This is a genomic window from Gryllotalpicola sp. CP2-P1 (genome assembly GCF_057512245.1).
This window is the reverse complement of the sequence record NZ_JBLRDT010000069.1, coordinates 1-13,244: the sequence shown is the minus strand read 5'-3', so window position 1 is coordinate 13,244 and position 13,244 is coordinate 1. Positions and strand designations below refer to the sequence as shown.

General features: G+C 70.1%; 13 protein-coding genes. 3 read left to right on the top strand and 10 right to left on the bottom strand.

Features of this window, described 5'->3' with window-relative positions:
- Window positions 1-118 precede the first annotated feature (118 nt).
- Genes ACM2XV_RS07435 through ACM2XV_RS07420 form a run of 4 tightly spaced genes read right to left on the bottom strand, consistent with a single transcriptional unit; the run spans window position 119 to window position 2,916 of the window.
- The gene (locus ACM2XV_RS07435; RefSeq protein ID WP_344775266.1) at window positions 119-754 is read right to left on the bottom strand and encodes a hypothetical protein; all 636 of its coding nucleotides are present in this window, start codon (window positions 752-754) and stop codon (window positions 119-121) included.
- Entirely contained in the window at window positions 751-2,115 is a 1,365-nt protein-coding gene (locus tag ACM2XV_RS07430) for a hypothetical protein (protein WP_487026474.1), read from the bottom strand. Before ACM2XV_RS07430 ends, ACM2XV_RS07435 begins: the two co-directional genes overlap by 4 nt.
- A complete protein-coding gene (locus ACM2XV_RS07425) occupies window positions 2,115-2,417 on the bottom strand; it encodes a hypothetical protein (RefSeq protein WP_487026473.1) in 303 nt (100 codons plus the stop codon). Before ACM2XV_RS07425 ends, ACM2XV_RS07430 begins: the two co-directional genes overlap by 1 nt.
- A gap of 46 nt (window positions 2,418-2,463) precedes the next feature.
- Entirely contained in the window at window positions 2,464-2,916 is a 453-nt protein-coding gene (locus tag ACM2XV_RS07420) for a DUF2269 family protein (RefSeq protein WP_487026472.1), read from the bottom strand.
- Between the two features lie 189 nt (window positions 2,917-3,105).
- Here ACM2XV_RS07420 and ACM2XV_RS07415 point away from each other — a divergent pair, with 189 nt between their 5' ends.
- Together ACM2XV_RS07415 and ACM2XV_RS07410 are read left to right on the top strand one after the other, a co-directional pair.
- Entirely contained in the window at window positions 3,106-4,512 is a 1,407-nt protein-coding gene (locus ACM2XV_RS07415) for an MFS transporter (RefSeq protein WP_487026471.1), read from the top strand.
- Window positions 4,513-4,610: 98 nt separating this feature from the next.
- A complete protein-coding gene (locus ACM2XV_RS07410; protein ID WP_344775276.1) occupies window positions 4,611-6,470 on the top strand; it encodes an ABC transporter ATP-binding protein in 1,860 nt (619 codons plus the stop codon).
- 9 nt (window positions 6,471-6,479) lie between these two features.
- On the opposite strand, the gene ACM2XV_RS07405 is transcribed toward ACM2XV_RS07410, so the two are convergent.
- The 4 genes from ACM2XV_RS07405 to ACM2XV_RS07390 all read right to left on the bottom strand — a co-directional run bounded on the left by ACM2XV_RS07405 (window position 6,480) and on the right by ACM2XV_RS07390 (window position 9,642).
- Window positions 6,480-7,304: an ABC transporter permease gene (locus ACM2XV_RS07405; protein WP_487026470.1), complete on the bottom strand. Its 825-nt coding sequence runs from the start codon at window positions 7,302-7,304 to the stop codon at window positions 6,480-6,482.
- Window positions 7,301-8,149 (bottom strand): ABC transporter permease, encoded by an 849-nt coding sequence (locus ACM2XV_RS07400; RefSeq protein WP_487026469.1) that lies wholly within the window; start codon window positions 8,147-8,149, stop codon window positions 7,301-7,303. The genes ACM2XV_RS07405 and ACM2XV_RS07400 overlap by 4 nt, the downstream gene beginning before the upstream one ends.
- Window positions 8,146-9,072: an ABC transporter ATP-binding protein gene (locus ACM2XV_RS07395; protein WP_344775282.1), complete on the bottom strand. Its 927-nt coding sequence runs from the start codon at window positions 9,070-9,072 to the stop codon at window positions 8,146-8,148. The genes ACM2XV_RS07400 and ACM2XV_RS07395 overlap by 4 nt, the downstream gene beginning before the upstream one ends.
- A gap of 87 nt (window positions 9,073-9,159) precedes the next feature.
- Window positions 9,160-9,642 carry an NUDIX hydrolase gene (locus ACM2XV_RS07390; protein ID WP_344775284.1) on the bottom strand — a complete coding sequence of 161 codons (483 nt, stop codon included), beginning with the start codon at window positions 9,640-9,642 and terminating at the stop codon, window positions 9,160-9,162.
- A gap of 50 nt (window positions 9,643-9,692) precedes the next feature.
- On the opposite strand from ACM2XV_RS07390, the gene ACM2XV_RS07385 reads away from it, so the two are divergent.
- Complete coding sequence (locus ACM2XV_RS07385; protein ID WP_344775286.1) at window positions 9,693-11,150, top strand: aldehyde dehydrogenase (NADP(+)); 1,458 nt, start codon at window positions 9,693-9,695, stop codon at window positions 11,148-11,150.
- Window positions 11,151-11,288: 138 nt separating this feature from the next.
- Here ACM2XV_RS07385 and ACM2XV_RS07380 read toward each other — a convergent pair whose 3' ends face one another.
- Window positions 11,289-11,891, bottom strand: a complete 603-nt coding sequence (locus ACM2XV_RS07380) for an isochorismatase family protein (RefSeq protein WP_344775288.1) — start codon at window positions 11,889-11,891, stop codon at window positions 11,289-11,291.
- 118 nt (window positions 11,892-12,009) lie between these two features.
- Window positions 12,010-13,244 (bottom strand): D-alanyl-D-alanine carboxypeptidase/D-alanyl-D-alanine endopeptidase (dacB, locus tag ACM2XV_RS07375; protein ID WP_487026468.1); only part of this gene is annotated, 1,235 nt, incomplete at its 5' end.

Below are 13,244 nucleotides of genomic sequence, written 5' to 3'. Positions count from 1 at the left end.
CGCTTCACAGCCTCGCCGACGACCCTCCTCAGCCGTGCGTCGTCGTCGAGGGCAGCGAACAGCCAGGTGCCGGGCAGGGGCAGCACGTAATCGTAGTCGACGGAGGCCTGGGTGTCGGTCATTGCGGCGCCAGCCTCACCGTCATCGACGCCATCGACTCACGCACGAGCTCCACCAGATGGTCCGTGTTCGCCCCGACCTCCGGGGTCGTGTAGACCATCTCGAGCACCTGCGACGAGCCGGTCGGGAACAGGCCGATCGAGACGCGCTCCTCGTCGTGCTTCTCGTCGGTCGCCAGGTCGTGATAGTGGATCACGCTGTACTGGCCGGCGTACTCGCCCGCGGGAACGGTCTCACGCCACACGTTCACGATCTCCACCCGCGCGCCAGGCTCACTGTCAGGCTTGTGCAGCACTCGCTCGTACGCCTCCACCGACGCGAGCTCGCTCTTCTCGTCGAGCGCGAAATTCCCTCTGTAGAACAGCGTGCAGACAACCTGAGGCTTCTCATCCGGAACCCGCACCGCAAACCGCCCGTAAGGGTCTTCGAGGCGCGCGAATGACGCATGGACCGCCTCGAGCTGAGCCTGAAGCGACTTCACCGCGGCGCGACCGCGCCGACCGGCGAGTTGCTTCGCCAGGTCCTTCGCCCACGGCTCTGCCGGCTGGGCCGGACGCACAGCGCGCCAACCCGGCTGAAGCTTGAAATCGAGGTCGGCGATGATCGGCAAGGCGGCATACTCGGCGAAATTCATTCTTCTGCTCCGGAGTTGAACGGGTTCTCGGGCAAGCCGAGTGCCGTCGCAGCCTGCTCGCGTTCCTCGTTGATCTTGACGGCGGTCACCACGCCCTGCGCGAGGCTGAGCGGAATCATCTTGGATGCTCGGAGAGATGAGCTGCTCAGCGCTTCGATCGTCTCCTTGGAGGTGCCGAGAATCGCATAGGGGTCCTTGAATCCGTCGACCACCCAGCCGAACGGCCCGCCCTTCAGGTCCTTGACCCCGTCGGCTCCGATCTCCTTCGCGAGCTTGGCGCCCGAGGTGAGACCGGTCTTGAAGGTCGTCACTCGGGAACCGATCTTGGACAGCACGGACTTGAGCGGGCTGACGCTCTCATACGCGCCCTCGGCTACGTCCCACACGCCACGCGCCGCGCTCGTCAGCTCCCCGCTTTCCGCCAGTTCTGCGGCGGGCCGCGCGACCGAAGCGAAGTTCTTCGCGAGCACCTTCACGGCCCCGCCGCCGAAGATGCTGACTGCGCCGACGACGCCGTCAATGATCGCCTGCTTCCCGTCGCCCTTCGCCGCGTCCTGGGCGAGATGCCCTGCCGTGGTGAGTGCGGTAAGGCCGAGCAGCACCGGCCCGATGCCGAGCTCCGCGACATCGATGACCGGGATGAACGCGAGCACGAGCGCGATGACGCCGAGGATCTGGGTGGCGATGTCCAGTGCAGAGAGCAGGTGGTCGAACAGGTCGCTCTTCAGGAAGTCCTTCACGTGAGACGTGACCGCGTCCCACGCGGCAGAGATCTTGTCGCGCCAGCCGTCTTTGAGGCCGTCGTGCTGATCGGCGTCGTGCACCTGGTCGGCCGCGGAGTTGCCGGCGTCGTCCTTCGACTGCGCGGCCCGGTGCCAGGCCTGCTGCCACGCCGCGATGTCGGAGCTCAGACCTTCGACGTGGGCATCGGCCTGGCTCTTGTCCTGCTGGGTCTGCTGTGACTGGCCGGGGTCGGCGTCGGCGCCACTCGCAGCGCGCGCCGCATCTGCGGCATCCGACTGCCTCTTCTTCGCCGTGCTCAGCTGGCCGTTCAGCTGCTCGAGCTGCGTGGCCGCGTGATGCGCGTCGCTCTTCGCCTGTCGCAGCTGCGGGGCATAGCCGGCGAGCGCCGCACCGGCGGCGACGTAGCGGCCCTTCGCCTTCACGATGTCGTCCGCGACCTTGCCTGCCGTCTCGCTGAGCTTCGCGATGGCCTTGCCCTGCATGCCGTCGAGCCCCTGCAGCTTGCGCAGCGCGGTGACGGCGGCGTCGATCTTCTCGGCGACGTGCGCCACCGTGGCGGCGTGCGACTCGACCTCGTCGGGCTCGCCGCTGAGCAGTCCGTACTCCGCGTCGGCCATCAGCTCGCCGCCGTCTGGTCGCCGGTCTCGAGCGCTTTCGCGAACTTCTCGTCGATCTCGGTGAAGCCGTTGGTGAGATCGTCGAGGTACTGGTGCAGGGTCTGCACGTCCTTCACCAGCTGCGCGCGGTGCTTCGACCAGTTGCGCGCGAACTCGCTGATGCGGTCGCCCAGCCGGTCGTGCCCGGTCGAGGCGCCGACCGAGTCTGAGAGCGCTTCGACACCGTCGAAGTCTGTGATGATCGATGCGAGCTCGGCAGAGAGCTGCCGCAGTTCACCGAGATCAAGGCGAAGGTCGGCCACTCATCCCCCGGAAAGTGCGATTCGGGTATGACTCAGAGAGCCGGCATCACGGGCGGAACGCCATCAGGATCACGACGACCACGAGCAGGATCGTCGTCACGCCGGCGGTCGCGGCAACGGCCGAGTAAGCGGCCGGCCTGGCGAGCTTCTCGCCCTCCACCGCGGGCGACGCGCCCGCGCTCGTGATCTCCTCCGCGCCGCGGTTCAGATTCGGCACGATGACGAAGACGCTCAGCACGAAGGCGCCCGCGTAGAGCACGACCGACAGCCACACCCACAGCCTCGTGAACGGGATGTCCGCAGCGCCGAGCGCCGCGAAGCCCAGCACGAACACGATCAGCGACGCCCAGCTGAAGATCGACACCGAGCGCGCGAGCCCGCGCACCTGCTTCGCGTCGTGCACCCGCAGCGCGCGCAGCCCCGTGTGGGGAAGCAGAGCCATCGGCCCGATGATGAAGACGGCGAAGATGACGTGCAGCGCGATGAAGACGTGAGCCATGCCGCCAGCCTAGTGACGGCGCGGCCCCGCACGCCGAAGCGCCGGCCGCAGAGGCGTAGACTGTTGTTCTTCGCACCCGCCACAAGCGACTCGACGAAGTCCCGATGCCATAGCTCGCCGGCTGCACCCCCTTCCGGCTCGAGCAGCAACCGGCATCCGTCTTCTCATCTCACGAATCGCACTGGATCAATGTCTGTTTCTGCAACCCTCGAGGCCTCGAACACGACGGCGGCGAATCCGCGCGGCCGGGTCATCCTGGCCAGCCTCATCGGCACCTCGGTCGAGTTCTACGACTTCTACGCCTACGCGACGGCCGCCGTCCTCGCCTTCCCCACCCTGTTCTTCCCGACCGGCGACCCGACCACCGCGCTGCTCGCAAGCTTCGCGACCTTCGGCGCCGCCATGGTCGCCCGCCCCATCGGCGCGATGTTCTTCGGCCACTTCGGTGACCGCATCGGCCGGAAGGGCACCCTGGTCGCGTCGCTGCTCACGATGGGCATCGCGACGTTCCTGATCGGATTCCTGCCCACCTATGCCTCCATCGGCTGGTGGGCGACCCTCATGCTGATCATCCTGCGCCTCGCGCAGGGCTTCGCCCTCGGCGGCGAGTGGTCGGGCGCGGCACTCATCGCGACCGAGAACGCGCCCGCCGGCCGGCGCGGCTGGTGGGGCACCTTCCCGCAGCTCGGCGCCCCGATCGGCTTCATCATCGCGAACGCGGTCTTCCTCGTGATCAACACGATCTGGCCGGGCTCGTTCCTCGCCTGGGGCTGGCGGGTGCCGTTCATCTTCTCGGCCGTGATGGTCATCATCGGCCTCTGGGTGCGCCTGCGCCTCGTCGAGTCGACGACCTTCCAGAAGACGGTCTCCGAGAACAAGATCGTGAAGCTGCCGCTCGGCTCGCTGCTCGCCCGCAACTGGAAGGGCGTCGTTCTCGGCACCTTCTACATGCTCGCGACCTACGTCGTCTTCTACCTCATGACGACCTTCACGCTGAGCTACGGCACCCGCCTGCCCGCGCACGCCGCGGCCACCGCTGCGGCGAAGGCCGGAACGTCGTTCGACGCCGCGTCGTATGTGCCCGGCCTCGGCATCCCCTACGTGCACTTCGTGCTCATGCAGATCCTCGGCGTGATCTTCTTCGGCGTCTTCACGCTGATCTCGGGCCCGATCGCCGACACCATCGGCCGCAAGAAGCTGCTCATCGGCGTGACCATCGCGATCATCGTGTTCGGCCTCACCTTCGAGCTGTTCCTCAGCCCGCGCTCCGACGCGACCTTCGAGGGTGCGCTCGTGCAGGCGTTCCTGACGATCGGCTTCACCCTGATGGGCATCACCTTCGGGCCCATGGGCGCGCTGCTGCCCGAGCTGTTCCCCGCGAACGTGCGCTACACGGGCTCCGGCGTCGCCTACAACATCTCGTCGATTCTGGGCGCGGCCCTCGCGCCGATCATCGCGGTGGCGCTGTGGGGCGCGGCATCCGGTCGCACCTGGCTCGTCGGCGTGTATCTGTCGGTGATGGGCGTGCTCACGCTGATCGCGCTGATCATCGGCCGCGAGACGAAGGACGTCGACTACCACAACGAACTCGCGTAGCGCGCGTTCGCATCGAGATCCACGGATGCCCCGGGCCGCGGCTCGGGGCATCCGGCTGTCTGCGCGCACGCAAGCTCGAAACCTAGAATCGGCACGCCATGAGTGACGCCGCCGCACCTTCCGCCTCCCCCGCACCCGCCCGACCCGCCCGCCGCGGCTTCGGTCGCCGCCCCGCCGACGACGGGCCGCGCGCCTCGTTCCGGCAGCTGCTGCCCTATCTCACCGAGCACAGGCGCGTGCTCGCCTGGGTCATCGCGCTCTCGGTGCTCGGGGCCGCCGCCTCGCTCGCGCAGCCGCTGCTCGTCAACCAGGTGATCACCCGCGTGCAGCACGCGAGCCCGCTCGGCTGGCTCGTGTGGGCGCTGGTCGCGCTGGTCGTCGTAGCCGGCATCATCTCGGGGTACCAGCACTACCTGCTGCAGCGCACCGGCGAGGGCGTCGTGCTCTCGTCGCGCCGCCGCATCGTGGCCCGGCTGCTCAACCTGCCGATCGCCGAATTCGACCGCCGCCGCACGGGCGACCTCGTCAGCCGCGTCGGCGCCGACTCCACGGCGTTGCGCGCCGTGCTCACCCAGGGGCTGATCGATGCGATCGGCGGGGCCCTGACCTTCCTCGGTGCGCTCGTCGGCATGGCGATCATCGACCCCGTGCTGCTCGGGCTCACGGTGCTCGTGATCGGAGTGTCCGTGGTCGTCGTCGTGCTGCTGTCCGGCCGCATCCGTACGGCGTCGGCACGCGCTCAGAAGAAGGTCGGCGACCTCACCGCCGCCGTCGAGCGGGCCATCTCATCGGTGCGCACGATCCGCGCCGCCGGAGCCACCGCGCGCGAGATCGCCGCCGTCGACGACGACGCGCGCGGCGCCTGGCAGATGGGCATCCAGGTCGCCCGCATCTCCGCCCTCGTCGTGCCGGTCGCGGGCATCGCCCTGCAGGTGTCGTTCCTCGTGGTGCTCGGCATCGGCGGCTACCGCGTCGCCTCGGGCGCCATCTCGGTGGCTTCCCTCGTGACCTTCATCATCTTCCTGTTCATGCTGGTCATGCCGCTCGGCAACGCGTTCGGCGCGATCACGTCCGTGAACTCGGCGCTCGGCGCCCTCGGCCGCATCGAAGAGATCATCGCGCTGCCGGGCGAGGACGCGCACGATGCGCGATCTGCCTCGCTCGCGCAGCTGCGGGCGGATGCCCCGGCCCTCGCCTTCGACCGGGTGTCGTTCGCCTACCCGGTCGACTCGGCGGCCTCTTCGCCGGTCGACTCGGCGAAGCCGAATGGAGACCCGGCCCTCGTGCTGCATGACGTGTCGTTCGAAGTGCCACGGGGGAAGCGCACCGCCCTCGTCGGCCCCTCGGGGGCAGGCAAGTCGACCACGCTCGCGCTCATCGAGCGCTTCTACGACCCGACCGCGGGCAGCATCCGCCTCGGGGGCGTCGACATCGCCGACCTTCCGCGCGACGAGCTGCGCGCGCAACTCGGCTATGTCGAGCAGGATGCCCCGGCCCTCGCCGGCTCGCTGCGCGACAACCTCACCCTCGGCGCCCCCGACGCCACCGATGACGAGTGCCGTCGCGTGCTCGAGGCCGTGAACCTCGGTGAGGTGCTGGCGCGGTCGCCGCTCGGCCTCGCCGCGCCCGTCGGCGAAGAGGGCGTCATGCTCTCGGGCGGTGAGCGCCAGCGACTCGCGATCGCACGGGCGCTGCTGGCCGCTCCGCCGATCCTGCTGCTCGACGAGTCGACCTCGTCGCTCGACGGCCGCAACGAGCAGCTCATGCGCGAGGCGATCGACGCGGTCGCCGAAGACCGCACGATGATCGTGATCGCCCACCGCCTCTCGACGGTCGTCGACTCCGATCAGATCGTCGTGCTCGACCACGGCCAGGTCGTCGGGGTCGGCACGCACTCGGAGCTCGTGGCCGCCGTGCCGCTCTACCGCGAGCTCGCGAAGCACCAGCTGCTGGTCTGAGGCAGGCCGCTATTTGAGGAACAGGGCTTTGAGCCGCGTCGTCGTCAGCACGAGGCCGACCGCGATCATGCCGGCGTAGTAGAGCACGTGCCACAGCAGCGCCGTCGTGATGACGCCGGTCGTGAGCCCGCGCACGAGCTCGATGCCGTGCCACAGCGGCAGGCACTCGATCACGAGCTGCACCGGCCGCGGGTACACCGTGATCGGGAAGAACGTCGATGAGAGCAGGAACATCGGCAGCAGCACGAAGAAGATCCAGTCGAGCTGCGTGAAGGTCTTCATGAAGCTCACGACGCCCATGCCGAGGCTCGCGAAGCCGAAGGCGATGATCAGCAGCGCGGGGAACGCGAGCAACGCCGTCCACGACAGGTTGAGGCCGACCGCCCACATCACCCCGAGGAACGCGAGGCCGTAGAGGGCACCGCGCAGCAGCGCCATCATGATCTCGCCGAGCGCGACGTCGAGCGGCCCGAGCGGCGTCGCCAGCATGCCCTCGTAGAGCTTCCCGAAGTTGAGCTTGAAGAACACGTTGAACGTGGAATCCATCACGGCCCCGTTCATCGCCGAGGTCGCGAGCAGCGCCGGCGCGATGAACGCCGCGTAGCTGATGTGCTGACCGCCCGTGTCGACCGTGCCGATCAGCTTGCCGAGCCCGACACCGAGCGACAGCAGGTAGAGCACCGGCTCGAGGAACCCCGACACCACCACGAGCCAGTTCGTCGTCTTCGTCGCCGTCCAGCTGCGGGCCATCACCGCACCCGGATTCCCGGCGAACACCGCCCCCAGCAGCCGTGACGGCCGCCGCACGCTGGTGCCGGCCCCGACGGCGCTCACTTGTTCAGCTTCTTCCGCGCGAGCCGCCGGGCGATCCGCCACCCGACGACGAAGGTCACGACCAGGTATGCGACGTGCACCGCAATGAGCCACGCCGGCTCACCCAGCCCGTACGTCGCGTCGCGCGCGAGCTGCGTGCCATGCCACAGCGGCGAGACCCACCCGATCCACTGCAGATAGATCGGCATCAGCGCGAGCGGGAAGTACGTTCCGGAGAACAGCGTGAGCGGCATGACGATGAACCTGAGCACGAGCGTCTCTTGACTCGCGTCTTTGTCGAGCGAGGAGATGTAGGCGCACAGCGGGCCGCCGAACGACAGTGCGGTGAGCAGCGCGGCGAGGACCGAGAGGATGCCCCACCCCGACGGCGCCGCACCGAAGGCGACCATCAGCACGTAGTAGATCAGGCTGTTCACGACGATGCGGGTGCTCGTGTAGAGCACGTTGCCGTCGATGATCTGGCCGGGCGACAGCGGCGCCGCGTTCATGCCGAAGAAGGTCGGATTCCACTTGAAGCCGAGTCGGATCGGGAAGATGAACTCTTCTGAGGCGGTCTGGAAGGCGGCCGCCGTGAGCAGCGCGGGTGCGACGAACACGAGGTACGAGACACCGCCCAGGTCGTGCGCGCCCGCGCCGCCGCCGATCAGAGCGCCGAGCCCGAGCCCCATCGCGAACAGATAGAGCAGGGGCAGACCGAGTGCGGGCACGATGTTCGACGACCACAGCCGGCGGGCGAGCGTCAGTCGGTGCTCGAACACGAAGTAGGCGCCGAAGCGGCGCGGGCGCGCGGCAGCGCGCCGGGCGAGCTCGGCCGCGGCATCCGCCGACACGGGGATCGCGCTCATTCGATCAGGCTCCGCCCGGTGAGCCGCAGGAACACGTCCTCGAGGGACGCTCGCCGCACGAGCGAGGTGAGCGCCTCGAGCCCGCGGGCGCGCACGGCGACGGACGCCGCCTCGCCGTCGTCGGCGTAGATCAGGACGCGGTCGGGCAGCACCTCGACCCGGTCGCCGATGCCGCCGAGCGACTCGGCGGCGGCCGCGTTGCGCTCTGAACCGAAGCGCAGCTCGAGCACCTCGCGGCTCGAGTACTGGCGGATGAGCGACTGCGGAGTGCCCTCGGCCATGATGCGGCCATGGTCGACGACGATCAGGCGGTCGCAGAGCTGCTCGGCCTCGTCCATATAGTGCGTCGTCAGCACGAGCGTCGTGCCCTGCTCTTTCAGCCGGAACAGCCTGTCCCAGAGGATGTGCCGCGCCTGCGGGTCGAGCCCCGTCGTCGGCTCGTCGAGCAGCAGGATCTTGGGGTCGTTGATGAGCGCCCGCGCGATCGTGAGCCGGCGCTTCATGCCGCCGGAGAGGTCGTCGATGCGCGTCTTCGCCTTCTCGGTCAGCTGCGCGAACCGCAGCAGCTCGGCCGCGCGCTGCTTCACGAGCTTCCGCGGCAGGCCGAAGTAGCGGCCGTAGACGATCACGTTGTCGAGCACGGGCAGCTCGAAGTCGAGGTTGTCGGTCTGCGGCACGACGCCGAGCTGCGAGCGGATCTCGGGCCCATGCCGGTCGGGGTCGAGCCCGAGGATCGTCAGCTCGCCGCCCGTGCGCGGCGAAACCGCGCCGACCATGCGCATGGTCGTCGACTTGCCGGCGCCGTTCGGCCCGAGCAGCCCGAACGACTCGCCCTGAGCGACCTCGAACGACACCCCGCCGACCGCCGCGACATCGCCGAACGACTTCTCGAGGTCACGTGCGACGATCACCGGTGCGGGCATGGCCACCAAGGTAGCGGGGGCCACCGACATCGGGCGAGAGCCGGCGTGGTCGCCGGGGATGCCCGGCCGAGGCATCCCCCTCGGAAATCAGCGCTGGAAGCGCGCCGCGACGTCGTCGGACGCCGCGATCTCGATGCGCGCCCTGTGGTCGTCGCGCATGTCGGGCAGCGCGTCGAGGCGGAACCACTGCGCCGCGGTGTTCTCGCCGTCGGCGGGGAACGGCTCACCCGACACGTAGCGGCAGCGGAACGTCAGGTCGAGGTAGCGCGAGCGATCGCCGTTGCCGTAGACGACCACGCGGTCCTCGACGTGCACGCGCGCGAGCCGTTCGGCGACGGCGGTGACCGCGGTCTCTTCGAGCACCTCGCGCTCGGCCGCTACGGCGGGCGGCTCGCCGGGGTCGACGATGCCGGTCACGGCCGTCCACTCGCCGTTGTCGGCGCGCTTCACGAGCAGCACCTCGCGCTCGTCGCCCTCGCCGCGCAGCACGACCGCCGTGACCCCGCTCAGCCAGAGCTCCTGGTGCCCGATCTTCTCGCGCAGCCGCAGAACGAATTGGGGAGTCGGCACAATCCGACCCTAGCCAAACCGGATCGCGCCCGCGCCCCTAGTGTGGAAGCGTGACCGACACCCAGACGCTCACCGTCGACGCCGCCGTTTCCGCAGCCCAATCGGCCTTCGAGGCCGCACGCGAGGTCTCGCCCGCCACCCGCCGCACCTGGCTGGAGGCCCTGGCCGACGCGCTCGAGTCGCATGCCGACGACCTCGTCGCCCTCGCCCATGACGAGAGCCACCTGCCCATCGTGCGCCTCACCGGCGAGCTCACGCGCACCGCGTTCCAGCTGCGACTGCTCGGGGCGGATGCCGCGAGCGGCGACCCCTTCGCCGCCACCATCGACCACGCCGACCCGGGCTGGGGCATGGGTCCGCGACCCGACATCCGCCGCGTCGGCGAGCCGCTCGGTGTCGTCGGCGTCTTCGGCGCCTCGAACTTCCCCTTCGCGTTCAGCGTGCTGGGCGGCGACAGCGCCTCGGCGCTCGCCGCCGGCTGCGCCGTCGTGCACAAGGCGCACCCCGCCCATCCGCGGCTCGCGCGCGAGACCGCGCGACTCGCGGTCGAGGCGCTGCGCGCGGTCGGCGCTCCGAGCGGGCTGTTCGCGCTCGTCGAGGGCTATGAGGACGGGCCGGCTCTCGTGCAGCATCCGCTCGTCAAGGCGGTGGGGTTCACCGGATCCACTCGCGGCGGCCAGGCGCTCGCCGCCCTCGCCGCCGACCGGCCCGAGCCGATCCCGTTCTACGGCGAGCTCGGCAGCACCAACCCCGTGTTCGTCACGCCCGGCGCGTGGGCCGCGCGGCGCGACGCGATCCTGGCCGGCTTCGTCGGCTCGTTCACGCTCGGCATGGGGCAGTTCTGCACGAAGCCCGGCTACCTCGTCGTGCCGGCGACCTCGCGTGACGAGCTCGTCGCGGGCCTCGCGGATGCCTCGCCCGTGCCGCCCCACGAGATGCTCTCAGACTCGCTGCGGGCCTCGTTCGAGCGCTCGCGCGACGAATTCGCCTCGGTCGACGGGGTCGAGCCGCTCACGACCCTGCCGGGTGCCGAGGGCGCTCCCGAGGCGACGGTGTTCCGCGCCCCGGCCGAGCGGGTGCTGTCTGCGCCCGAGCTGCTCGAGCACGAGATGTTCGGCCCCGCGAGCGTGATCGTCGAGTACGACTCCCCCGAGCAGCTCGAGGCGATCGCGGCGAGCATCGGCGGCCAGCTCACGGCCGGCGTGCACGCCGAAGACGGCGAGGACACGGCCGCCCTGCTGCGCACCCTCGCGGGCCACGCCGGGCGGGTGCTCTGGAACGGCTGGCCCACCGGCGTCACGGTGAGCTACGCGCAGCAGCACGGCGGGCCGTTCCCCGCGACGACGGCCCCGGCGACCACCTCGGTCGGCACCGCGGCGATCGGCCGCTTCCTGCGCCCGGTCGCCTACCAGGACGTGCCGGATGCGGCGCTGCCCCCTGCGCTGCAGGAATCGAACCCCTGGGGGATCGCCCGCCGCGTCGACGGCGCCCTGCAGCCCGCCCGCTGACCGCTGACCCCCGGTCGTCACTTAAGCGGCACGCGCGCGCGGATGAGGCACGTTTGTGACGACCCGCCGCTGAGCCGCTCGCCCGGTCGTCGAAAACGCGGCCCACGCGCGCGGATAAGCCGCGTTCGTGACGACCGGCTATTCGGCAGAGGGCGCGGCACCGACGGCGTCGCTCGTCACGAGCTCGGCGCCCGCGGCGGCCAGCTCCTGCAGGGCGGCGGCCGACGAGGCATCCGCCACGCCCGCGATCAGGTCGGTGAGCACGCGCACCCGCTCGCCGTCCTGCAGGGCGTCGAGCGCGCTCGCCCGCACGCAGTGGTCGGTCGCGATGCCGACCACGTCGACGTCGGTCACGCCGTGCGCCTGGAACACCTCGCTGATGCCCTTGCCGAAGTCGTCGGCACCCTCGAACGCCGAGTAGGCGGGCTTGCCCTGCCCCTTCTTGATGTGCACATCGATGCGATCGGATGCCAGCGCGGGGTGGTACTCGGCCCCGGGTGTGCCGCTGATGCAGTGCGGCGGCCAGGAGTCGACGAAGTCGGGGTGGTCGGAGATGTGGCCGCCGTTGTCGCTCCCGCCGTCGTGCCAGTCGCGGCTCGCGACGACGAGGTCGTAGGCGTCGCCGCGCTCGTCGAGCAGGCGGGTGATCCCGGCCGCGACGGCCGCGCCGCCCGCGACGCCGAGCGACCCGCCTTCGGTGAAGTCGTTCTGCACGTCGACGATCAGCAGGGCGCGGCTCATGACCTCAGGTTATGCGCCCGCGGCCGACATTTGCGTCCGCGAAGGCGGACGCAGGTGTCGGCGGCGGACGCAGAAACTCCGGCGGCGGCGGGGGCAGAAGCCCCGGCGCGGCGCGGCGTCAGCTGTTCGACAGGTTGTCGCCGCAGCTGTAGATCGCGGCCGCCAGCGCATCGATCGCGCCGCGGGCACTGTCGCCGACATTGCCGAGGGCGTAGATCGAGAAGACGAGCTTCGAGCCGTCCTTCGCGTCGATGACGCCCGCGAGCGTGTAGGCGCCGTTGATCGACCCCGTCTTCGCGTGGATCTTGCCGACGGCGACCGCGGATGCCCCGACGAAGCGACCGTAGCCCTGCGTCAGCGTGCCCGACTGACCGGAGATCGGCAGGGCGTCGTAGATGACGCCGAGGCCGTTCTCACGGTTCAGCACCTTCGTGAGGTAACCCGAGAAGAACGACGGCGGCACGCGGTTGTCGGCCGAAAGCCCCGAGCCGTCGATGATCGTGAGGCCCGACAGGTCGACGCCGATCGTCTTGAGCGCGGCGGTGTCGCCTGCGTCGATCGCGCCGAAGGTGTTGCCGGCGCCTTCCTTGATGGCGGTGAGGCGCGCCAGCATCTCCATGACGGTGTTGTCGGAGTTCTGCAGCGCCTCGGTCACGAGCGCCGACACGGGCTGCGACTTCACGACACCGAGCTGGGCCGCGCCCTGCGGCGCCTTCGCCTCGCCGTCGTAGTTCGCGCCGAGATCCTGCGCGAAGGCCTTGCCCGCGTCGCCGACAGGGTCGGTGCCGCGCGGCGTCTGCAGCTTGGTCGGGTCGTTCTTGTCGCCGTCGGCCATCAGCGCCGCGATGTAGGCGGTCGAGCCGAGGCTCGCGCGCTCTTCCTGCTCGTCCCAGCTGGACTGCCACATCGGGCCGCCGAAGAGCGTCGCGTCGGCGACGACGGAGGTGATCGGCTGGCCGTCGTTGGCGGGGTCGTCTGCCCAGGCCTTCTTGACCTGGTCGGCGAGGTCGGTCAGCGTCGGTGCGCCCTGGAACCACGAGCCGTGGCCCGCGCTGAGCGTCGGGTCGCCGCCGCCGACGATGACGACCTGACCGGGCTGCGAGCCCTTCACGACGGTCGTCGAGATCCGATAGTCGGCACCGAGCGCCGTGAGCGCGGCGCCCGCGGTGATCGTCTTCATGACGCTCGCGGTCGGCGCGGCCGTGCTGCCGTTGCGGTCGAACAGCACCTGCCCGGTCTTGGCGTCGACGACCTGGGCTTCGAGGGTGCCGAGGCGCCCGTCGGAGGCGGGGCCGGCGACCGAGCAGGTCTTGAGCGCCGTCGCCGGCGCGGCCGGGTTCGCGACGGGGCGCC